This window comes from Paraglaciecola arctica (genome assembly GCF_018861065.1).
Classification (GTDB): Bacteria; Pseudomonadota; Gammaproteobacteria; order Enterobacterales; family Alteromonadaceae; genus Paraglaciecola; species Paraglaciecola arctica_B.
In genome coordinates this window covers 265,695-287,341 of the sequence record NZ_JAHKQO010000031.1, presented here as the reverse complement: position 1 = coordinate 287,341, position 21,647 = coordinate 265,695, and the positions used below count along the sequence as shown (strand labels likewise).

Here is a 21,647-nt window from a genome sequence, read left to right as displayed (position 1 = left end):
TGATTAATGACTCTTATTAACTGAACTTATTTGCAAACAAGGTACCTTATGAAAAAACTATTATTACCATTAGCAGTTAGCACCCTATTATTAGGTGCATGCAGTAAACAAGAAAACATTGAATTAACGACAGCTGACTCAGCACAGCAAGAAGCCGAAAATGCCGTTACCCCATTACAGAAAAGCGGAGCTGGAATACAAGGATCGTGGTCTTTTTGCCATGATAAAACCTTAACCCAAGAAACGGTTATCGAGAGTTGTACTTTATACGATACCTTTATTTGGCAATTTGATGGAGACAACATTACAGTAGGTAAAGTTGTAAAGCCTTTAGTCACACAAGACTGCACAACACAATGTTATAACGCCCCCTTAGCAAACGTAAAAGTAAACAATCTAGCCAGCGGAACTTATAGCAAAGAACCAGACGCAATTATTGTTGATATTACGGATAGTAACGATTTGGTGAACTTCCCTAAATGCCAAGTTAGATGGAACATCATCCAAGAACTTGATGCTCAACATCAACAATGGCAATTAGAAAATGTGAACTGTGCGACAGCTATCTACGACTTCAAAACATGGGTTAAAAAACTTAACTAGATTTTTTCCCTCTCCGTAAAAATTCGAAAGCGCCAATTACTCTTGCTTATAAGGCCCTGTTGACATGATACTAGGCCTTTTAAGCAGATTTATCTTTAACATACTTCGGTTTCTACAATTCAAACTCTAACTAGCGGTTTACACTTATGAAGCAAATTATAATATTCCTTATTATTGTCATGACATCTACTTTCAACAGTGCTTCAGCACAAAAGTTAGATTTGGAAAAGATCATTCCATTGGCCGAAAAAGGCATTGCTACCCAACAATACAATTTGGGATACAGTTATTTTCATGGCGAAGGTGTAGACCAAGATAAAGAAAAAGGTATGTATTGGTTAAACAAGGCGGCAAAGGGTGACAGCGCTGCAGTGCATTATAAAATAGGACGTTTATACGAAACCGGTGAAATATATCCCCAAGATAATAAAAAGGCTTTTGAGTATTATTTACTCTCAGCCCAGTCAGGCGACCCCTATGGTACAGTCAATTTATCTGTCATGTATTTGGAGGGTAAAGGTGTTAAGCAAAATATTGACGAAGGAATTGCATGGGCAGAAAAAGCTGCAAAACGCGGGTTTGTTAATGCACAAATAAACTTAGCCTTGTTATATGACGACAAAGCATTGGCAATATACGATCGTAAGAAGGCCATTTTCTGGTTTTCAGAAGCGGCCTCACAAGGTAGTGTACTAGCGCGGTATGAAATAGGAAAAGACCACCTTATCAATAAACGATATGAGAAAGCCTTCGAGTACTTTGACCTCGCTGTTGAAGGAGGAAATACTGACGCAATGATACTCCTCGCTATGATGTTCGAGCAAGGACTCGCCACAGAGCGAAATTCAGAAGCAAGCTTAAAACTATTACAACTTGCCTATGAGCAAGGTAACCTAAAGGCAGCACGTTACTTAAAGGCCTACAGATCAAACACCATAAAAAACGCGAACAATTAAGACTTCATTGGGGGCAAGTAGCGTTAGACTAGCTATTAACTAATTTGCTTCGTACAAATTTAAGGTTCAAGGTGCTATTTTGTCAGTAACAGCCAATGATGTGTCCCAATGACGTTCAGATATATTCTGTCCAAAGCCATTCCAATTTTTAAGTATCAACACTTAATATTTAAATTTATACCTTTAAGTTATATGTTTTCTGGCAATCGGTGGTTGACGTGTTGGGGCTATCCGAGTTACAAATACACATCAATTTTGTGATACGCAAATGTAAGAATTTTAAACATGTTAAACATAAGTAACGCTTTTTTATCTACTTTACTCCTGCTGGCAGCAAGACTGCACGGGTAGGTTGTAAGCAAGCGTTGACCAGTTTACAAAACCCGTGCTTAGCACGGGTTTTTTGTATGTGTATTTCTGAGATTACTTAGAGTAATCAATCAATAGAGCAATAAGGAGTAAGGTATGTCTGGCCAAAACAATGCAAACCAGGTCAAAATTTTCGACACCACCTTGCGGGACGGCGAACAAGCCTTGCCTGCCAGTTTAAGTGTTAAGGAAAAATTAAAAATTGCTCTGGCTCTGGAGCGTCTTGGCGTAGACATTATCGAAGCAGGTTTTCCGGTGTCGTCTCCTGGTGATTTTAAATCAGTACAAACTATCGCCCGTGAAATAAAAAATGCCACTGTATGCGGTTTGTCTCGCGCCCTAGCCAAAGACATAGATGCTTGCGGTGAATCCTTAAAAGTCGCCGAACAGTTCCGCATTCATACTTTTATTGCCACCTCTGATATTCATGTGAACACTAAATTACGTAAGTCTCAGGATGAAGTAGTAGAAATGGCGGTACAAGCGGTGAAACATGCGCGCCGTTATACCAACGATGTGGAGTTTTCTTGCGAAGACGCAGGTCGTACCCATATTGATTATTTATGCCGCATGGTAGAAGCCGCCATTCACGCAGGGGCGACGACAGTAAATATCCCCGACACAGTGGGCTACACCACCCCTACCGAATTTGGTGGCATTATTCATAACCTATTTAACCGTGTTCCTAATATCGATAAAGCGATTATTTCAGTGCATTGCCACAATGACCTAGGTTTAGCGGTAGCCAACTCATTGGCGGCTGTAGAACAAGGCGCCAGACAAGTAGAAGCCACCATTAACGGTTTAGGTGAACGCGCGGGTAATTGTTCATTAGAAGAAATCGCCATGATTTTGCAAACTCGACAAGCACGACTTGGGCTGCACACCAATATAAAAAGTGAAGAGATTTCTCGTACCTCTAAGTTAGTCAGTAACTTGTGCAACATGCCGGTACAGGCCAATAAAGCCATTGTGGGTGCGAACGCCTTTAGTCATTCTTCAGGTATTCACCAAGATGGCGTATTAAAAGGCCAAAATACTTACGAAATCATGACTCCAGAGAGTGTTGGCATTAACAAAAACAATTTGAATCTTACCTCTCGCTCTGGCCGCCATGTGATTAAACATCGCTTAATTGAGTTAGGTTATGAAGAAACCGACTTTGACTTAGAAACAGTGTACGAAGCTTTTGTTAAACTTGCCGACAAAAAAGGCCAAGTGTTTGACTATGACTTAGAAGCACTATTGTTTTTCAGCCAAACCAAACAAGAAGACGAACATTATAAACTGACCTACTTACAGGCGAACTCAGGTAAAGAGATCATACCTAGCGCCACAGTGCGTATGTTAGTAGGCGATCAAGAAATCACAGAGTCTGCCACAGGCAATGGCCCAGTAGATGCCGCCTACAATGCGATTACTAAAGTGGTAGGTCACAACCAAGTTGAAATTGTCGACTTCAAGCTCGATTCCAAAGGTGAAGGTGCTAACGCGCTAGCGCAAGTATCTGTGATTGCCGAGTACAAAGGCCGCCGCTTTAATGGCATAGGTTTGGCGACAGACATTGTGGAGTCAGGGGTGAAAGCGTTAATTTACGTATTAAACAACACTCATTTAGCAGATCGGATTGATCAGCAAAAAGAGCAACAAGTAAAAATTGCAGGGGTATAAAGAAGAATGTCTGACTACAACATAGCAGTATTGGCTGGCGATGGGATTGGCCCAGAGGTCATGGTTGAGGCCAAAAAAGTGTTAGCAGCCGTTAGCAAAAAATTTAATATTTCGTTTAATCTCAGCGATTTCGATGTCGGTGGCTTTGCCATTGATAATCATGGCAAAGCCCTACCCGCTGCCACACTAAAAGGCTGTGAAGACGCAAGTGCGATATTATTCGGTTCAATTGGTGGTCCCAAATGGGACAGCTTACCTTTAGAAGAACGCCCTGAACGCGCCGCTCTTTTAGCCTTACGCGGGCACTTTGATTTATTCAGTAACTTACGCCCGGCTAAAATTTATCAAGGTTTAGAGGCTTTCTCGCCGCTTCGCTCTGATATTGCCGCCAGTGGGTTTGATGTGATAGTGGTGCGCGAACTCACCAGTGGCATTTACTTTGGTCAACCCAAAGGCCTAGAAGGCGAAGGTGAAGAACAATTTGCCTACGACACTATGCGTTACAGCAAAAAAGAAATCCGCCGAATCGCGATTAGTGCGTTTGAAGCGGCGCAAAAGCGCGGTAAAAAAGTCACCTCTGTTGATAAGGCCAATGTATTGGTATGTAGCCGTTTATGGCGTGAAGTAGTCGAAGAAGTGGCCCAAGACTACCCTGAAGTTGAACTTGAACACATCTATATCGACAATGCCACCATGCAACTTATTCGTTACCCAAGTCAGTTTGACGTGATGTTATGTTCGAACTTGTTTGGCGACATTATTTCTGACGAATGTGCGATGATCACCGGCTCAATGGGTTTATTGCCCTCAGCTAGCATCAACCAAGACAATTTCGGTATGTACGAGCCAGCAGGCGGTTCAGCTCCTGATATCGCCGGTAAAGGCATTGCTAACCCTATTGCGCAAATTTTGTCAGCATCCATGTTATTGCGTTTCAGCTTAAACGAAACCGCAGCGGCCGATGCGATTGATGCAGCAGTAGTCAAAACCTTGGGTGATGGCATATTAACAGGTGACTTACTTAGCCCTGAACAACGTCATTTAGCAAAAAGCACCAGTGAAGTGGGCGACTATATCGCCGCGTTAATTTAATAAATTTAGGAATCAGTCATGGCTACCACCTTATATGACAAAATATGGCAAGCCCATATTGTAGAAGCAAAAAAAACGGCTGAAACGGGCGAAGAAGGATTAATGTACATCGACCGACATTTGATCCACGAAGTCACCTCCCCTCAAGCCTTTGCTGGTTTAGATGATAAAAACCGCAAAGTGCGCTGCCCTAAGCGTACGTTTGCCACTATGGATCACAGTATTTCGACCCGCTCGTTGGCCTTAGACGCTTGTGGCCCTACGAATAAACTACAGCTACAAACGTTGGCTGAAAACTGTGAAAAACACGGTATAGAACTTTTCCCAGTGGGCCATCAAAAACAAGGCATAGTGCACGTAATGGGCCCTGAGTTGGGTTTAATTCAACCTGGCATGACAGTAGTGTGCGGCGACTCTCACACTGCCACTCATGGCGCGTTTGGTGCTTTAGCTTTTGGTATTGGCACCTCCCAAGTTGAACATGTGTTTGCAACACAAACCCTAAAACAAAGCAAAGCCAAAAGCATGAAAGTGCAAGTCAACGGTAGTTTACCTATTGGCATCACTGCCAAAGATATTATCTTGGCAATCATTGGTAAAATTGGTCACGCTGGCGCGACCGGACACGTAATCGAATATTGTGGCGAAGCGATTTCTGGCCTTTCTATGGAAGAGCGAATGACAGTATGCAACATGAGTATCGAAGCAGGCGCCAAAGCCGGTTTAATAGCCCCAGATCAAATCACATTTGATTATCTACAGGGCCGTGAATACGCCCCTAAAGGAGAAAATTGGCAACAAGCCATCGCTTACTGGAAGACTTTAGTTTCTGATGCTGACGCCAGTTTTGACACTGTGGTTGAACTAAACGCTGCCGACATCACCCCACAAGTCACCTGGGGCACCAACCCTGGTCAGGTGATTGGCGTGAATCAAGCCGTGCCCTCCCCTAGCGATTTTGCCGATCCAATAGACAAAGATTCTGCCAACAAAGCCCTGAGTTATATGGACTTAACACCGGGTCAGAAATTATCTGACTTAAGCGTTAACAACGTATTTATCGGCTCATGTACCAATGGCCGCATCGAAGACATGCGCGCCGCTGCCGCCATTGCTAAACAGGGCAAAGTGGCCCAAGGTGTGACCGCTATAGTGGTGCCAGGTTCGGTATCAGTCAAAGCTCAAGCTGAAGCTGAACACTTAGATAAAATTTTTATCGAAGCGGGTTTTGAATGGCGTTTACCGGGTTGCTCAATGTGCCTTGGCATGAACGACGACATCCTTACACAGGGTGATCGCTGCGCTTCAACCAGTAACCGTAACTTTGAAGGTCGTCAAGGCCGTGGGGCGCGTACCCACTTAGTTAGCCCTGCTATGGCAGCGGCTGCGGCATTGGCTGGTCACTTCGCCGATGTGCGCGACTATCAATAAACGCTAGGCAATAAGGAACAAATTCATCATGACTACAGGTATTAATATCCACACTGGTAGCGCAATGCCCCTTAATCAGGCCAATGTCGATACCGACCAGATTATCCCAAAACAATTTTTAACCGCTGTTACTCGTAGTGGTTATGGCAAGCATTTATTTCACGATTGGCGTTATCTTGATCAACACGAACAAGTACCCAACCCTGACTTTGTGTTAAACAAAGCACAATACCAAGGTGCCAGTATTTTACTTACCCGCGAAAACTTTGGTTGTGGTTCAAGTCGCGAACATGCCCCTTGGTCACTCGACGACTATGGCTTTAAAGTGATTATTGCCACCAGCTTTGCAGACATTTTTTACGGCAACTGTATCAACAATCAATTATTGCCAGTACAACTTACAAGTGAACAAATGGATCAGTTATTTGCCATTGTTGAACAAGACGCCGATGCGCAAATCACTGTTAATTTGCAAGATCAAACAGTTAAGGTTAACGACTTAAGTTTTGGGTTTGACATTGCCGAGCAGCATAAAACCAATCTACTCAAAGGTTTGGATGCAATAGGTCAAACTTTAGAACTAGACGATAAAATTACCGCGTTTGAGAATAATTTGCCACAGTGGCAAAAAGCGTAAATTTAATAATAAAAAAACGGCTCTTTTTGAGCCGTTTTTTTTATCCTCTGCAGACTTATACCAATCCCATTAAAGAAGTGTTCACTCACTCGCTGAGAGGTCACTTCTTTAATGGAATTGGTATTAAGTCATAATTGATTGATTTGCTGCCCCAAATCAAACTTGCTATCTGTCACAATTTTTTCAAGCACTATCACTCTTGCAACCAACACTTCTACCTTCTCTTGCATGGTTACCACAGCTTCGGTATCACTGTCTTTTTGCAGTGCTAATATTTTCTGATTGACCTCAGATTTATAATTAAAATAATTACGCACAAAGATAATAAATAAAATCGGTGATGTCAGAGCCATCATAACTAAAAATAATTCAAACATAGTGGTGCTCCAAGTGCTTGTTTTGTTTTGTTGGTTTTGGATTAGGGTTAGTTTTAGCTTTGTTGTGCCATAAGGATGCCATGGTTACTTGCCTAGGCTTACCTTTACGAACCAGCATATACACGTAAATAATGCTTAAGATAATTGAGGTAGCTTTGAATAGGTTACCTTCTATGTCCCCTGCTGCGCCCCCTGACATACCAAATATGCCGTATGCTGCATTCATAAAGATATGCATAAACATGGGAAACCAAATACGGTATCCACACTCACAATATAACCACGCAAACCAAGTCCCAGCAATCGCCGTTATTGACAGCGCCATCACAGCCGAAATAACATCATGGCCTTGATAAATATGTCCTAAACCAAAAATAATTGAGCTAATTAATGCGGCAGGTATAAACCCCCAGCGACAATAGTGAAATAACACTCCAAATAACGCGGCTCTGAAAATAATTTCTTCGAACACACCGGCATATATTGAACCCGTAATGATGGCAGAAAGTGACAGGTTTAACTCGCTACTTAAAAATGCATAACCTAAAGTCATAGGGATACAACAAGCAACTGCCGCCAAAAAGTAATGTTGAGAGCCAGCCACATTAAGGCCTAAAACGTCATACCAAGGATGTTCTTTAAACAGAAAGGTCGCTACTAATACTAGTGGCCCGTAAATAAATAGATACTTGGCCACTGTATGTAAAACGTAAGATTGCTGATCTAATCTGAGTAAAACGTCGCTCCAACTATCGCCCCAAAACTCTCTCATCAAATAATGACAGAACATAAAGGTAGTTAATAACACCAGTGATTTTATTATGTGATTCATAGTTACCTGCTTAATGTGAAATTTAGAATTCACACTAAGCATGACAGCACAATCCAAAAGAGCGATAAGTTAGGGATAAACCTGGTTGTTAAGGGGCTAGTGACAAAAAATCGGGGTGATTAACAAGCTTTAGGGACCAATGACAAAGCCTGTTTTATGGCATCCACATAAGTACGTGATGCAGGAACCACTGCATCACCTGCCTGCATGGATAATTGCAAACCACCAGCATTACCCTGCCATGCTTTAACTAATAAAACATTCACCGCATAAGATCTATGGCAACGAACCACCTGTGAGTTATTCGGCAGCTGTTTTAAAAGGTTGCTTAAGGAACAGCGCAATAATTTATGGCTGCAACTCTCACCATCAAGTAAAGCAAGCTCACAATAGTTATCCGCGGATTTGATAAACAATAAATGCGATAAGGCAAATTGCACATAATCGTTTTTATTTTCACCCCTTAAGGTTATTAGCTTACCTTGAGTTGATGGGGTGCCTTCAGGTTGAGGTTTCTGAAGATCTATCTGCTGTTGTGGCGAGATAGTGACTGAATGACGATTAACTAGAAACATAAAACAGATAGGAAATAACCCTATTGCTAAGGTATAAAAAACAAACAACAACTGATTTTGCCAATGCCAAGAGCCCAACATTGCCACCACAAAATAACTGTGATTAAACACTGCAACTATCACAATATAAAGACTAGGAATAAGCAATCGTTGGAATTGACTCTTTAACTTGAGGCGAGTTAAGCCTATCTCTAATGCACCAGATAACAATAAAGCACAAAACGTCACTAAGCCATAACCTGCCAGTCGCAGAAATTTGTAGGAAATAAGATCGTTATTAGTACCAAAAGGCTGAAACAAAAATAAAACAAACAAAGTCACTGCAGAAAAAATTAATGCCCTTCGCACCAGTACTTTTCTGGACAATAAATCATCTTGGAGCCACAACTGCACTATTTAAACACCCCTACCCTTAAAAACGGCCATAAAAATACCACAAAAAGTCTACGAGCACGGCCTAAAGTATGGAGTATCTTTGGGTGTCATTTTGGATATTATTTTCTCAGCTCTTCCATATCAGCAATTAACTCTTCTAGCTTTTTAAACTGGCGACCATACACCATATTGAGATCCCATTGATAAATCGCTTCAGCGTATCTAGCAAAAAAAACTATACCCACTACTAAAACGACCAAAATATAATAGGGTTGCCCCAGAATAAATAGACTCGTTGGAAATACTTCAAGTAATAATGCAATCAATTTCCCCCCCGCTTTACTCACAATCGCTTGAGTGGCCATGCCAAGAAAAAACAGTGGATAGAATATTTTGTAATAGCCTGAATACACCTTTATCGAACTTTTTAACCAGTGATTAAAATTCACAATGTAGTCATAACTGCTTTGACCTTTTGACAAATCTACAGATTTTTTAAGCTCCTTCTTAGCTAAGATGACAATTGGAGCAAGTAAGCAACAAATGTATAATCCCAAAAATGGCGCACCAACAAGACTCATAATAATGAGCATAACTACACAGCCCCAGACTATGGCTTTAATATTGACTGCAAACATATTTAGAAGCTTGTCAACTAGGTTCTGTGACTTGCGATTATATAAATCATTTACTTTAGGGGCTGACAAATGTGCCTCGTTCACAAAACCTTCTTTCCACATCACTTCAATTGATTTATTCATGTATTAGCCCTCCGGATTGATATATTTGTTAAGTTTGTCTTTAATTCGCTTTATACGCACACCAATATTGTTGGCATTACTGCCAATAATTTCGGCTATTTCTTCATATGACTTTTCTTCGAGATAAAGCAAAATAACGGCTCTGTCTGTTTCAGATAAATGTTTGATCGCCCCATACAATTGATTAATTTCATCGCTTATAAATGCCTTGCTGTCATCAATCACTTCTTCAGGTAAAGAATCCGACACTATTTGTTTATCGCCATTCTTGCGACGCTTTAAATAAGTCAGGCACACGTTAAGTGAGATACGATATATCCACGTTGACCATGCACTTTCTTGATTAAAGTTGTCTCTACTGCGCCAAATTTGCAGACAGACTTCTTGGTAATAGTCTTCAAAATCTTCTTGGCTATTGGTATAAGCGCGACAGATTTTAATGATAATTCCCGCAAAGGGCAGAATAGATAATTGGTAAAAGTCACTTCCCATCTAAATCCTGTAATACACTTGTTTGTTTTGCTTAGTTTGTGGCTTGGCGAAAGAATTTATTACTTAAGAATACAATATATTTTTATTCTTCTTATTTATTAATGAGTTACCGACAATATAAAGGTTACCAAAAAGTAATAGGACAGGCTTTTCGCTAAATCACTATTGCGGTATAGAAGTCTAAAAATTTTCGAGAATGTGATATTTTGCTTAGACAATGTCATTGTTTATCTTTCGCTTGTTTACTAATGCACGAAAGATAAACAACAAATATAGGTGATGAATTGCACTAGCGTTAACGCCTAGCAGAATAGGGGTCTTCTGCCATCAAATAAGCCCGTAAATCAGCTTTATGTGGTTGGGCTTGTAACCAAGCGCGTATTTCTTTTATCTTGTTGTACACATCATCGCCAAATCTATCACTATAAATATCACTGAAGTGTTCCTTGGCGCTGTCTTCGCGAATTTTTCGTTGCCAAGCGTCCGTTACTAACGCGTTAAGGCTACCTGCAAGCCCCTCACGGCTCAACAATTCCCACTCGCCTTTATCCAGCCACAAGCCACCTATTTTAGAGCTGTAATCTACTCTATGACTATTGTGTGCTGAGATCTTAAACTTACGCATAATAGTGCCGCTCACTGGGCACAATATAGCGTGTTTATTGTCTAAGACTTGCTCTTCTTGAAACTGAATATTATTAGCAAATTCATAATCAGGATGTCGTTCGCGCCAAGCGGCGTAATCTTCAATTAAAATCCAATCGCCGCCACAATTTGAACAGGTATGAGCTCTAAATAAACCGTCGATAAAGCTGGGGTTTAATGTGCCTTGGTTACATGCAGTGCATTTCATATTGGTCCTTGTTATCGTTTGCAATGAGGATTAAATATGCCAGAGAAACTGAGCCTAGCCAAGTCAAAGCCCTATAAGCCACTATTTTTATAGCGAAAAACTGTTAATCCATGTTTTGTTTATCTTCTTCAAAAAGGTGCTGCAATTCTAAACGCCCCTGTTTACTAATTTTAATTAACTCCTCAAAATCCACATCTTCGGTGATAGTGTTGTCTAGTAGTTGTTTGTCGTGAGCGGCAAAGATATCAATGAGATTTTTGGCTTCTTGGTCATCCATTCCATAGGCTTGCAACAACATAAGTGCCGCCTCTAAACCGCCACTGAACACTTCTCTGACATTGGTTTGTATACCCAGGTTAAAGAGTTTTATTGCGGTAAAACGATTTCTTGCCCTTGCAATTACCTTCACTTCTGGGAAATGCTCTTTAACTAATTCACAAATTTTCAGGGCGTCGTCTTCATCATCGACCGCCACTAAAATCACCTTGGCGTGTTCTATCCCCGCCGCCTCGAGTAAGTCCAAGCGAGACGCGTCGCCGTAAAACACTTTGTTCCCAAACTGTTTTACAAATTCGATGTGTTCGGCATCTTTGTCCAATGCAGTAAAAGGAATATTATTCGCCGCTAAAATTCTCCCAGATACCTGCCCAAAACGCCCGAAGCCCGCAATCAGCACTTCAGGTTCGCTGAGATCGGCTTTAGTATCATATACGGCGGGGCAATTTTTACTGGTAAACCATAAGCTATGTAAAATAACCAAGGGAGCAGTGAGTGCCATTGAGATCCCCACTATTAAAGTGACTTCACTACTGATTTGCACTGGCAATAATCCGTTACTTGCCGCTTGAGCCATCACCACAAATGCAAATTCGCCACCTTGGGACAACATTAAAGCGACGCGCCACGCATCAGTTTTACGCTGCTTGGCCAACTTAAAAATACAGAAAATAATCAAGGTTTTAATCGCTACCAACAGCAGACTCGCTGATACTATAAATAGCGGTTTAGCCATTAATATTTTTAAATCTAAATTCATACCAATAGCGATAAAAAACAACCCAAGCAACAAACCTTTGAAGGGTTCAATTTCGGTTTCAAGTTGATGCCTGAAACTCGAATTGGCCAATAACATTCCGGCGACAAAGGCACCCATTCCCATTGATAACCCCGCCTGCTCCATGCCTATAGCGGTTGCCATCACAATCAGTAATGCTGAAGCCGTCATTACTTCTTGGCTACCATACTTAGATACCAGCCTTAAAAATGGATTGGTTAAGTAACGCCCCACAGCTAAAACGGTGATAATAGCTAACACTCCCATCCACCAGGGAGGACCTGAACTGCTGTCACCAGATGAAAGGTGCTCAACTGTTAATAAAATCGGAATAACGGCTAAGTCTTGCATTAGAAGGATAGAAAATCCCTGCTGACCGGGAGACGATTTAAGAATGCGATGTTCGGTCATGAGTTGTACTGCAAAAGCGGTTGACGAAAGCGCCAAAGACAAACCAATGACTACAGAAATTACCAACGAAAACCCCAACAAATAATGCAGTATTAGCCCAATGGCAACGGCGCTGATTAGTAGTTGTCCACCACCAGTAAATAGAATTTGATTTCGCATTCCCCAAAGTTTTTCGGGCTGTAATTCTAGGCCTATTACAAATAACAACAATACAACGCCTAGTTCGGCAAAATGTAATATGGTTTCGGGATCATTGACCCAATTCATCACTTGTGGGCCTATCACCAACCCAGCAACCAAATAACCTAATATTGCCCCCAACTTTAGTTTCTTAAAAATAGGCACTGCAATCACAGTTGCGGCCAAAAAGATTACTGCTGAACCTAAGATGCTCATTTAAATTTCCCGAATTTTGTGTCACAACAGTGTGTAGAAAATCACAAGGGTATTCAATCTGTGATTGATATTGAAAATGTAAATTCGCCTAATATTTAACCATTTGTTAATATTATCATTCGAGTTAAACAATTAACGAGAGTATGAGCAATGAAAACCCCTATTAATAACACTACTAGCATCACTACCAAGGCACCCAAATGGTTTGTTGTTTTAGCCGTTGTTTTAGTACTTTGGAATCTTATGGGGGTAATGGCGTTTATGATGCAAATTTCGATGACTGCTGAACAAATCGCGGCTTTGCCACCAAAACAGCAATCCTTATATCAAGACATTCCGTTATGGGTCAATATTGCCTTTGGTTGTGCGGTATTTGGCGGCACGTTAGGCTGTATTGCATTGGCTTTCAAAAAAGCAATTGCCTTACCCTTTTTGTTAATTTCCTTGGTGGGCACAATCATGCAGATGTTTCACGGTTTTGTGCTAACGAAATCTTATGAACAACTTGCACCACAGGAGACCATTTTGCCAGTGATGATAATGATTATTTCCCTGTATCTTGTTTGGTTAACAGTTCATGCCAAGTTCAAAGGCTGGATAACCTAAGGAGCTGCCATCCTCAGGAGAGCAGTTTAGTTTAGCGCGAGGCTCCCTACCCATTAAGGTAAAGGAAGCTCAACCAACACATCAAACTCACTACCCGCTTGGATATCGCCGATTACTCGACCTTCAATTAATTCGCCGTTTACACTCACTCGTTGCTGTGAAACCTTTTGGTTCCGGGTGTAGACTACATTGAAGACTGCGCCTCTAAATTTTCGCGTCACTTTGGCTGATTGCCAAGCATCAGGCAATTGTGGAGAAATACTCAAACCTTGACTACAACCTAACAAACCAAATAAATTTTCTAGCAAACAACGATAAAACCACGCAACCGTTCCAGTATTAAATAACTGGCTCGACTTACCTGTCTCATCAGGATATTGATAAAACGCACCGCGATAATAATTGGGTATAAATAAAGGTAACTGGCCGCGTTTGAGCATATCCTCGTGACTAGGTAACATTTTTTTCAACTGTTCAAACGCCAGATTACCCTCACCAATGGTATACAAACTATAAGCGTAAAACGCGTTAGCGTGGTTATAGACTGAGCCGTTTTCAGCGGTACCTGGAAATTTTTGAGTCACACGTCCAATGTCTTCGACCATTTGTGTATAACAAGGCGCCAGCATCATACAACCGTAAGGTGTAGCCAAGTTTTGTTGAATGGCTCGTAACATCAGAGGTTGCTGCTGTTGATTCGCTGCGCCGCTTAAAAAGGCCCAGCTCTGAGGGTTTAGAAATATCTTACCTTCGACATCAGAGTCTATGCCAAATACCCGCCCATGGTCGGTAATGCCTCGTGCAAACCTGTCGTGGGACCAGCAATGTTGATTCACTTGATGATTAATTTGTTGTGCTTGAGTCAATAAATATTGGCCATCACTCGACAGGCAACCAAACGCATCTTGCTCAATCTGCGCCCAAACCTTCATAGCGTAAGCTGACGCGAGGCTTAACCAAGTAGACACTCCCTTACCTTTGTAACCCACCATATTCATGGGGTCACACCAATCTCCCTGGTTAATAAAACTTAAGCCACGCTCGTCTCGGCTTTTATCTAGCCACTGCAACGCTTTGATAATATGTTCGGCTACAGTCGCGGTATCTTGGGTGTCATTAAAACCTACTTGCAACTGTAACAACTCATAATCGGCGGTTTCATCTAAATAAGCTTTTAGGCAAATAGGTAGCCATACGCAATGATCGGTATGGGGTACTTGATTAATATATTTGAGTTCTGCTGCATCGTTAAGCAAAACGCCATCGGGCATTTCACCGCTGTTATGCTGTTGGCTGAATGCAAGAATAAAAGCGTCACGGCTGACGTTAGGCTTTATGTAAACCATGCCCATATTGTCTTGCAGATAATTACGAGTTTGCGGATCTGTGGTTAAACGATTAACGTCCCCATGATAATAAAGCTGCCGCGCCATCCAATGATTAACATAAGCATCAAACTCTGCATCCGGCGTTTCCACTTGAATCACTCCTCGCCCCTCATCTAAATAGGCTTGATATTTTTCAGCGATTTGGCTGAAACGCTCATTGACTGGGGTTAAAAACGCTTTGCTGTAGTCGCGAATTTGTTGCTGATCTTTTGCGGGGCCAAACAACAAATGAATACTTTTTGACTGCCTCGCTTGCAAGCCCAAGTTAAACTGCATAACGGCAGTAGGCGTACAATAGTTTGCGCGGCTATTATTTAATGAGGGTTGTTGAATAGCGCTTGGACAATGTAATCCCCCCTCTCCTTCAAAGACTTGCTGACTGGTCTCCCAAGCGTCGACTAGTCTATCTGCAGCTAAAAACGTTAGCTCATGTAAAGACTGATTTTTAAAGTAGTCTTGGACTTTCTGATAAGGTTCAATGCTGCGACACACCACGGCATTTAATGCTGCATCAAACTGCCCCGATTGATTCATCCATGAACGGTAACCAATGGGAAAATACGGGTAAATACTCAAGTCGCGTTCGGTGTCCGACAAATCTTCAACCGTCACCTTCCAGCATTCAACAGCGGTCTGTGTTGGCAAACGTAAACATAAGGTCAGTCGAATTTGGTTAAACTCTGACACCCAGGTAATTTGCCCGGGCTCTGGAATAAACTCAAATCTATCTAGCGCCGCTCGGACTGGCTCATAGGGCCCTGAAAATATGCTTCCATCTGCATTATCTTTAACGTACACGAAACGTCCTGGGTGATGGGCATAATAAGGCTGCTCGGGTTGCATAAAGGTTTTTGCCTCTAGCGCTGGTCCTGAGACATATTTCCCCGCTTCGGGCTGCATAAACTGTGCAATGGCGTAACCACGACAATTCGCCTGAATCAGCATATTTTTGTTCCATAAAAAGCCGCTGGCATTAGGTAATAAAGTAGGACTTTTTAAAATATACTTTGCACCGCCGTCGCGGCACTCTAGGGTATTTTTATCGAGTGTTGGCATTGGGTAATAGTCCTTATTGATCGTATTTAAGCGCGGCATGAAGCGTCTTCATTTGCGCCTCATCTAAACTATAAAAACGCACCACAAAAACCGCTAAGGCCGCAAAAATTGCAGGAACAAGGGTCATAAGTAAAACTATGCCGTGTTCTGAGCCACCAGTTTGTACTTGATTAGCCACGTAACCCAATGCCCCAAGGGTCCACCCAATCATTGCTCCGGCCACTGCACCGCCAAGCTTCTGAGAAAACGCAGCTGCTGAAAAAATCATCGCGGTGGCACGGCGACCGGTTTTATATTCTGAATAATCTGCGGTATCTGCATACATAGAAAAAACTAAAGGAGATTTAGGCCCCAAACACAAACCAATTGCTGCGTGTATAGTAAATATTAACCAGATCTGATCTTTAGGCACAAAATAAAAAGCTATCGATAGTGTTGCCACTGCTCCCATCAAAAGCATTAAGAGTGTTTTTTTATCAAAAAACTTGGTGAGTAAAGGTGTGCTTGCGGCACCAATTGCCAGAGAGATCATATAAATTGTTAAAAAGTCGCCAATTAAATCTTCACGCTCAACATAATATTTAAAATAGTAGGTACCGGAACTACCGCGCAGGGTAATGGTAACCATAACGATTAACGCTAAACAAAATAACACCACCCAGGGTTTATTTTTGAACAAATCAAGAATATCCTCCTTAATCGGGGTAGCCTGTTTTTGTGGCGCTTCAATACGCTCTTTGGTCACTAAAAAAGTAAAAGCGAAAAGCAAAATGGCAATCACGCCATACAACACCATAGTTAACTGCCAGCCAAGTTTTTCATCACCTTGCCCCAACCATTCGACTAACTTCAAGGTGTATTGGGATACAAAAATACCGCCTGAAAACGCACCAATAAAACGAAAGCTGGTCAACATAGTGCGCTGCTGAGAATTTGAAGTCATCACTCCTAATAATGCCCCGTATGGCACATTTATAAAGGTGTAGGCCAACATCATCAATATATAAGAACAGTAGGCGTAGACTAACTTACCGCCATCGTCTAAATCGGGAACGGTGAATGTTAATACACCTGCAGAAGCGATAGGTAACGCTCCCCACAATAGGTAGGGTCGAAACTTGCCCAGTTTAGTTTTGGTGCGGTCGGCCAGAGCCCCCATCATTGGATCAGTAAAGGCGTCTATGATCCGAGTAACAAGTAGCATAGTGCCAACAGCGGCAGGAGATAAACCAAACACGTCGGTATAAAAATATAAAAGAAAGCCGCTAAATACCCCCCAATATAAATTACTGGCGGTATCTCCTACTGCATACCCGGCTTTTTCACCAAACGATAATTGCTGAGTGGAGGATCTTTGCTGCATAGTGTCTCTCGCTGTTCACTTTAATAATTATAATGTGCTGACTATACACAAAAAATTAACAATAATGAAAACGTTTGCAGAACTAGTTTAAAAAAATAACTATTGCGTGGAGATCCGTAAGTTATCAATCAATTCAAGGTACATTTTTTCGGTAGCCATTTTTTCACCACTTTTTTGCAGTAGTCCAAAGGCATAGTTAAATTCTTCTATCCACTGTTGCGCATTAGAGTAATCTTTACTGATTACCAAGTACAAGGGAACTAATGCCAACTGTTCTGGGAAAATAACGATAGTCACGTCATTTGTGATGTTTTTGGGTAGCTTCTCGGCATGAATATAGCCGTTGGTTAAACCTGCATCACTCCAGCCTTTTTGTACATGTTTAACACAACCAATTCCGTCTTTTACGCGGTTAATTGTCATTTGGTACTTGTCTACTATGCCTTGCTCAAGAGAATCTAAGCTGTAACTAAAAGGAAAACACAATCGTTTATTCTGCAATTGCTCAGGTGATGTAAATGGTGAGTTACTCGCTACGTACATGTGAACTGGTACAAAGTTAATTGCATCCGAATACAAAAAAGATTCGGCCCGCTGTTTTGAGTAAACAAAAGGAAAGGTAGCCAGAAACTTACCTTCTTGAGTCCATTTTAATGCTCTATTCCAAGGTAAAACCTCAACTGTCGCCAGCAAATTCATTTTACTAAATGTTTGTTTAACCAAGCTAGTTGACCCCCCACCTTCTGGTAGTTTGCTATCAACAAAAGGCGAATACCCGGCGCCGGTTGCTAACTTAACCTTTCCTTTATTTGCCCCAGACTGTGCCACACTATGATGAGAATAAATAACCAGTAAGATTACAAATGGCATATATAACAAGTGAATGTGGGTCTTTTTCAACTGACTACTAAACTTCAACAAACTTAAATCCCTTGGTTGATATTTGACCCTATAGACATGCACATTTCTACCACAAAAAAAATAATACCGCACAGAATTATTCGGTTCCACTTGACTGAAATAGGAAATTCTCTAAAACTTGGTCAACGAGTTCACATAGAGTACAAAAATATGCTGCGACTGATTAACATTGATGCTCTTTTGCCAGGAATGTTCGTGACAAAAGTGACCCAACAACAGGGGGAACTTAACGTTGCCTCTGCAGGAAAAGTGAACGACGAGCAGGATATAGCAGAACTGGTAGATAAAGGTATTTTACAAGTTCAAGTTGATCTCTCAAAAAGTAGCCACCTCAACCTCCAACAAGATATTGATGATACCTACGTTAACGCCTCGGGTTTAAGTTACAACGAACAGTTACAACACTCTCTTAAACTTCATGATCAAGCCAATCAAATTCAAGGTCGTTTAATTAAACGTGTGGCAAAAGGTAAAGTAGCCGACCTTGATGAAATCGACACTATTACTCAACAAATTGTCAAAAGAGCCTTTGAATGTGACGACGCCTTAGCCATTACCACTTTACTGAAACAAAATGATGAATATTTTCTGGAGCACAGTATAAATTGCGCAATTTTAATGGTGATCTTTGGGCGTTCACTTGATATCGAAAAAACCACCTTACAACATTTGGGCGTGGGGGCTTTGGTGATGGATATCGGAATGCTAAAACTACCACTTTTGTTGACTCAAAAAGCAATAGAGCTATCAGAAACGGAGCTCCAAAAAATGCAGCGTCATGTGGATATAGCATTAAATCTGCTTGAACCGATTGAAGGTATAGATGAGCTAAGTCTTATCGTTATTAAACAGCATCAGGAAAGACTTGATGGCACTGGATACCCCGATGGGTTGCGTGGAGATCAGATTTCACTTTATGGCAGAATGGCAGCCATAGTCGATACCTACGACTCACTCATTACCACTAGGCCTTATCGCAATGCATACAAACCCGCGGATGCCTTGAAAAAAATGCAACATGAAGATCTAGGATTAGACAAAGAATTATTGGGCCAATTTATTAGTTGTATAGGCCCACACCCAATTGGCTCTTTGGTTAAATTAGGCAGTGGAAAACTTGCGATGGTAATGCGACTTAATCGCCTTTATCCGTTATCACCAGTAGTGATGGCCTTTTACGATCTAGCAACCAAGCAAGAGCAAGTTATTCAAATCAATTTATCTAAAGAAGACGATGAAATTGTTGCAAGTGTTTCGCCTGACGAATTTAGCCTAAACTTGCCAACTTTCCTACGCCATTCTTTTTTTAATAAATAGTTGTCTTAATAAATCAGCTTTTTGATAATTTAGCCCAGTAATAAAAAGCATCTTTATGACTGAATATTTACCAATCAGTCAGTGCCGCCATAGAAAAGGTTTGTCCAGAAAAATTTAGAATGACATGTTGTGGTTCAATTCGAACAATTTCAATCATGTCATCAATTTTATCTCCTTCGACCATTCTGATGCCATTAACTCTGACCCATCTCTCAGACTCAACCGATGCGTACATATGTGCTGAAAATGCCATACGCGGCAGTCTGGTCATGGCCCATGGTGGAAGTTGATCAATTCGAGGGACATTATTGCTACTCGATACAGGCTCAACGGGAGTGGCTACAGTAGGTGATTCCTCAACATCTGAAATCGCTTTTTTAAATCTGGCTAAGACGTCTGCTGAAATTTGCGGCTCAGGCTCTTGAGTCCCAGAAATTTCGACTTCTGAGTCTGTTGCTGCCCCTTCGGACAATTCGGAATCATTGGTTTCCGTTTCAGTTGTTGCTGAATAACTTGTTGCTTCTGGGTTGCTTGTATCTTGAGTAATTTGCTCTTTAGGCGTAGTCGCAAGTTGATTCTCAGAAGTGGCTACCTTTTGATTGGGCTCGATAATTAGCGAGTCATCGCTTTGTGTTGATGATTGCGGCGCATTATCCAACTGTTTGTTTGGTTGCTCTAAAGATAGATCATCCGACACAACAACCGCATCGACAGGCGTGTCTTCTTCGGAGCTAAAAACACCGAATACTGCTTGGTAATTGGCTAAGCTCCAACCTAAACTTAAACCACTTAAAACAATAAAGGCCGCCAACAAATAACGTTTTGTATAAAGTTGCCAGGGAGAGGGTATGTCTTGCACTGAAGGCAAATACAAATTGCGGTGGAACTGGTCTGATAAACCGTCATTCGCCCTAGTATGATTAACCGTATTGCTTTCTAACATTCTACGTGTAGTGGATTTTTTAATTCTTGGCGCTTCAACTTCTACAGTTTGATCAGGGTCGATCTCTACTTGTTGAATACCCATTTCTATCAAACCCTGAACCATATCTTGACTGGTAACTAAACCTGCCTTTTTAATCTTAACCGGCCCGTTTTGTTTAGTGACCCGCACAATCACCATGCCGGGTTGTAAGTTTTGAATATTAATTTGTTTAAGCATTGATTTGGCCTATTGCAAAACCAAGGGCGGTTGAACCTATAAATAAAGCCAACAATATAACTTTCCAGCGTTTTCCTTGTCGCTGTTGCACCACATCTTCACCTAAAATTTGTTGCGCTGCCGCGATAAAAATATGCTGCGGAACCACAGCCATTTGTTTCGTAAAAGTGAGGGTCAGCGCCCTGTCGCATAATAAATTGATAACTCTTGGGATCCCACCAGTTATATCAAATGCGGCTCGAATAGTGGCCTTAGAAAACACACTAATATCGCCATTGGCTACACTTAATCTGTGCGCAATATAGGCACCGACTTCGGTGGAACTTAAGGGTAACAGGTGATAACGGGCGGTGATACGCTGAGCTAGCTGACGTAACTCATTACGTTTTAATAATTGTTGTAGCTCTGGCTGGCCAATCAACACCACTTTAAGTAGTTTTTCGCGATTGGTTTCTAAATTTGTCAGTAACCTTAACTGTTCTAATACTTCAGGCAACAAGTGCTGCGCTTCATCAACAATCAACACAGTATTCACACCATTATCATGGTTGTTCGCTAACTTGTTGAGAATTTGGTCAGTAAAATACTTTAAGCTGGCATGTTTACGTTTATATTCAATACCAAGCTCGTCACAAATTGTGCCCAGCAGTTCTAGTGCAGATAAAGTAGGGTTTAAAATCATGGCTACTTGGGTATTTTCGGGCAATTGCTGCATGAGTTTGCGAGATACGGTGGTTTTCCCCGTGCCCACTTCACCGGTTAACATCACAAAACCGCCACTTTCACGCAAACCAAAAATCAAGTGAGCCAGTGCTTCTTTATGTCGAGGACTCATATACAAATAGTCGGGATTGGGGGCAATAGAAAACGGATTATCAGATAATCCAAAGTAGCTAAGATACATAAGTTAGGTAGACAAGTCCGTGAAAAATACCGCAAGAATATAACG

At 41.4% G+C, this 21,647-nt stretch carries 20 protein-coding genes; 8 read left to right on the top strand and 12 right to left on the bottom strand.

The features are described 5' to 3' along the window. Positions 1-48 precede the first annotated feature (48 nt). From KO534_RS12565 to leuD, 6 genes are all read left to right on the top strand, one after another. On the top strand, positions 49-603 hold the full coding sequence (locus KO534_RS12565; RefSeq protein WP_215929992.1) for a hypothetical protein: 555 nt from the start codon (positions 49-51) through the stop codon (positions 601-603). A gap of 146 nt (positions 604-749) precedes the next feature. After that, the gene (locus KO534_RS12560; RefSeq protein WP_215929991.1) at positions 750-1,559 is read left to right on the top strand and encodes an SEL1-like repeat protein; all 810 of its coding nucleotides are present in this window, start codon (positions 750-752) and stop codon (positions 1,557-1,559) included. Positions 1,560-2,024: 465 nt separating this feature from the next. Beyond that, positions 2,025-3,599: a 2-isopropylmalate synthase gene (gene leuA, locus KO534_RS12555; RefSeq protein WP_215929990.1), complete on the top strand. Its 1,575-nt coding sequence runs from the start codon at positions 2,025-2,027 to the stop codon at positions 3,597-3,599. Between the two features lie 6 nt (positions 3,600-3,605). Further along, positions 3,606-4,691: a 3-isopropylmalate dehydrogenase gene (leuB, locus tag KO534_RS12550; protein ID WP_215929989.1), complete on the top strand. Its 1,086-nt coding sequence runs from the start codon at positions 3,606-3,608 to the stop codon at positions 4,689-4,691. Between the two features lie 18 nt (positions 4,692-4,709). Next, positions 4,710-6,122 (top strand): 3-isopropylmalate dehydratase large subunit, encoded by a 1,413-nt coding sequence (gene leuC / locus KO534_RS12545; protein ID WP_215929988.1) that lies wholly within the window; start codon positions 4,710-4,712, stop codon positions 6,120-6,122. Between the two features lie 28 nt (positions 6,123-6,150). After that, a complete protein-coding gene (leuD, locus tag KO534_RS12540) occupies positions 6,151-6,759 on the top strand; it encodes a 3-isopropylmalate dehydratase small subunit (protein ID WP_215929987.1) in 609 nt (202 codons plus the stop codon). A 128-nt stretch (positions 6,760-6,887) separates the two neighbouring features. Here the strand turns inward: leuD and KO534_RS12535 are convergent, their stop codons facing one another. From KO534_RS12535 to KO534_RS12505, 7 genes are all read right to left on the bottom strand, one after another. After that, positions 6,888-7,136: a hypothetical protein gene (locus tag KO534_RS12535; RefSeq protein ID WP_215929986.1), complete on the bottom strand. Its 249-nt coding sequence runs from the start codon at positions 7,134-7,136 to the stop codon at positions 6,888-6,890. After that, complete coding sequence (locus KO534_RS12530) at positions 7,129-7,968, bottom strand: CPBP family intramembrane glutamic endopeptidase (RefSeq protein WP_252732113.1); 840 nt, start codon at positions 7,966-7,968, stop codon at positions 7,129-7,131. The genes KO534_RS12535 and KO534_RS12530 overlap by 8 nt, the downstream gene beginning before the upstream one ends. 119 nt (positions 7,969-8,087) lie before the next feature. Further along, complete coding sequence (locus tag KO534_RS12525) at positions 8,088-8,936, bottom strand: LytR/AlgR family response regulator transcription factor (RefSeq protein ID WP_215929984.1); 849 nt, start codon at positions 8,934-8,936, stop codon at positions 8,088-8,090. Positions 8,937-9,037: 101 nt separating this feature from the next. Then, positions 9,038-9,679: a hypothetical protein gene (locus KO534_RS12520; protein WP_215929983.1), complete on the bottom strand. Its 642-nt coding sequence runs from the start codon at positions 9,677-9,679 to the stop codon at positions 9,038-9,040. A 3-nt stretch (positions 9,680-9,682) separates the two neighbouring features. After that, on the bottom strand, positions 9,683-10,171 hold the full coding sequence (locus KO534_RS12515) for an RNA polymerase sigma factor (protein WP_215929982.1): 489 nt from the start codon (positions 10,169-10,171) through the stop codon (positions 9,683-9,685). A 295-nt stretch (positions 10,172-10,466) separates the two neighbouring features. Continuing rightward, positions 10,467-11,024 carry a zf-TFIIB domain-containing protein gene (locus KO534_RS12510; RefSeq protein ID WP_215929981.1) on the bottom strand — a complete coding sequence of 186 codons (558 nt, stop codon included), beginning with the start codon at positions 11,022-11,024 and terminating at the stop codon, positions 10,467-10,469. Positions 11,025-11,127: 103 nt separating this feature from the next. Next, positions 11,128-12,885 carry a monovalent cation:proton antiporter-2 (CPA2) family protein gene (locus KO534_RS12505; protein ID WP_215929980.1) on the bottom strand — a complete coding sequence of 586 codons (1,758 nt, stop codon included), beginning with the start codon at positions 12,883-12,885 and terminating at the stop codon, positions 11,128-11,130. Between the two features lie 150 nt (positions 12,886-13,035). Between KO534_RS12505 and KO534_RS12500 the strand changes: the two genes are divergently transcribed. Further along, complete coding sequence (locus tag KO534_RS12500) at positions 13,036-13,491, top strand: hypothetical protein (protein ID WP_252732112.1); 456 nt, start codon at positions 13,036-13,038, stop codon at positions 13,489-13,491. A 53-nt stretch (positions 13,492-13,544) separates the two neighbouring features. Here the strand turns inward: KO534_RS12500 and KO534_RS12495 are convergent, their stop codons facing one another. The 3 genes from KO534_RS12495 to KO534_RS12485 all read right to left on the bottom strand — a co-directional run bounded on the left by KO534_RS12495 (position 13,545) and on the right by KO534_RS12485 (position 18,219). Further along, entirely contained in the window at positions 13,545-15,935 is a 2,391-nt protein-coding gene (locus KO534_RS12495; protein ID WP_252732111.1) for a GH36-type glycosyl hydrolase domain-containing protein, read from the bottom strand. A gap of 13 nt (positions 15,936-15,948) precedes the next feature. After that, the gene (locus KO534_RS12490; RefSeq protein WP_215929978.1) at positions 15,949-17,298 is read right to left on the bottom strand and encodes an MFS transporter; all 1,350 of its coding nucleotides are present in this window, start codon (positions 17,296-17,298) and stop codon (positions 15,949-15,951) included. Between the two features lie 99 nt (positions 17,299-17,397). Beyond that, on the bottom strand, positions 17,398-18,219 hold the full coding sequence (locus KO534_RS12485; protein ID WP_215929977.1) for a substrate-binding periplasmic protein: 822 nt from the start codon (positions 18,217-18,219) through the stop codon (positions 17,398-17,400). Positions 18,220-18,369: 150 nt separating this feature from the next. Between KO534_RS12485 and KO534_RS12480 the strand changes: the two genes are divergently transcribed. Further along, positions 18,370-19,536: an HD-GYP domain-containing protein gene (locus tag KO534_RS12480; RefSeq protein ID WP_215929976.1), complete on the top strand. Its 1,167-nt coding sequence runs from the start codon at positions 18,370-18,372 to the stop codon at positions 19,534-19,536. 67 nt (positions 19,537-19,603) lie between these two features. Here KO534_RS12480 and KO534_RS12475 read toward each other — a convergent pair whose 3' ends face one another. Both KO534_RS12475 and KO534_RS12470 read right to left on the bottom strand, forming a co-directional pair. Further along, a complete protein-coding gene (locus KO534_RS12475) occupies positions 19,604-20,698 on the bottom strand; it encodes a general secretion pathway protein GspB (protein ID WP_215929975.1) in 1,095 nt (364 codons plus the stop codon). After that, a complete protein-coding gene (locus tag KO534_RS12470) occupies positions 20,691-21,602 on the bottom strand; it encodes an ExeA family protein (protein WP_215929974.1) in 912 nt (303 codons plus the stop codon). The genes KO534_RS12475 and KO534_RS12470 overlap by 8 nt, the downstream gene beginning before the upstream one ends. Between the last annotated feature and the right edge of the window lie 45 nt (positions 21,603-21,647).

What these genes read in the sequence shown, in the direction of transcription:
- KO534_RS12495 (WP_252732111.1), bottom strand. Translation starts at nt 15,935, where the DNA reads ATGCCAACACTCGATAAAAATACCCTAGAGTGCCGCGACGGCGGTGCA.
- KO534_RS12565 (WP_215929992.1), top strand. Translation starts at nt 49, where the DNA reads ATGAAAAAACTATTATTACCATTAGCAGTTAGCACCCTATTATTAGGT.
- KO534_RS12515 (WP_215929982.1), bottom strand. Translation starts at nt 10,171, where the DNA reads ATGGGAAGTGACTTTTACCAATTATCTATTCTGCCCTTTGCGGGAATT.
- KO534_RS12490 (WP_215929978.1), bottom strand. Translation starts at nt 17,298, where the DNA reads ATGCAGCAAAGATCCTCCACTCAGCAATTATCGTTTGGTGAAAAAGCC.
- KO534_RS12535 (WP_215929986.1), bottom strand. Translation starts at nt 7,136, where the DNA reads ATGTTTGAATTATTTTTAGTTATGATGGCTCTGACATCACCGATTTTA.
- leuC (WP_215929988.1), top strand. Translation starts at nt 4,710, where the DNA reads ATGGCTACCACCTTATATGACAAAATATGGCAAGCCCATATTGTAGAA.
- KO534_RS12520 (WP_215929983.1), bottom strand. Translation starts at nt 9,679, where the DNA reads ATGAATAAATCAATTGAAGTGATGTGGAAAGAAGGTTTTGTGAACGAG.
- KO534_RS12560 (WP_215929991.1), top strand. Translation starts at nt 750, where the DNA reads ATGAAGCAAATTATAATATTCCTTATTATTGTCATGACATCTACTTTC.
- KO534_RS12505 (WP_215929980.1), bottom strand. Translation starts at nt 12,885, where the DNA reads ATGAGCATCTTAGGTTCAGCAGTAATCTTTTTGGCCGCAACTGTGATT.
- KO534_RS12470 (WP_215929974.1), bottom strand. Translation starts at nt 21,602, where the DNA reads ATGTATCTTAGCTACTTTGGATTATCTGATAATCCGTTTTCTATTGCC.
- KO534_RS12510 (WP_215929981.1), bottom strand. Translation starts at nt 11,024, where the DNA reads ATGAAATGCACTGCATGTAACCAAGGCACATTAAACCCCAGCTTTATC.
- leuA (WP_215929990.1), top strand. Translation starts at nt 2,025, where the DNA reads ATGTCTGGCCAAAACAATGCAAACCAGGTCAAAATTTTCGACACCACC.
- KO534_RS12475 (WP_215929975.1), bottom strand. Translation starts at nt 20,698, where the DNA reads ATGCTTAAACAAATTAATATTCAAAACTTACAACCCGGCATGGTGATT.
- KO534_RS12530 (WP_252732113.1), bottom strand. Translation starts at nt 7,968, where the DNA reads ATGAATCACATAATAAAATCACTGGTGTTATTAACTACCTTTATGTTC.
- KO534_RS12500 (WP_252732112.1), top strand. Translation starts at nt 13,036, where the DNA reads ATGAAAACCCCTATTAATAACACTACTAGCATCACTACCAAGGCACCC.
- leuB (WP_215929989.1), top strand. Translation starts at nt 3,606, where the DNA reads ATGTCTGACTACAACATAGCAGTATTGGCTGGCGATGGGATTGGCCCA.
- KO534_RS12480 (WP_215929976.1), top strand. Translation starts at nt 18,370, where the DNA reads ATGCTGCGACTGATTAACATTGATGCTCTTTTGCCAGGAATGTTCGTG.
- leuD (WP_215929987.1), top strand. Translation starts at nt 6,151, where the DNA reads ATGACTACAGGTATTAATATCCACACTGGTAGCGCAATGCCCCTTAAT.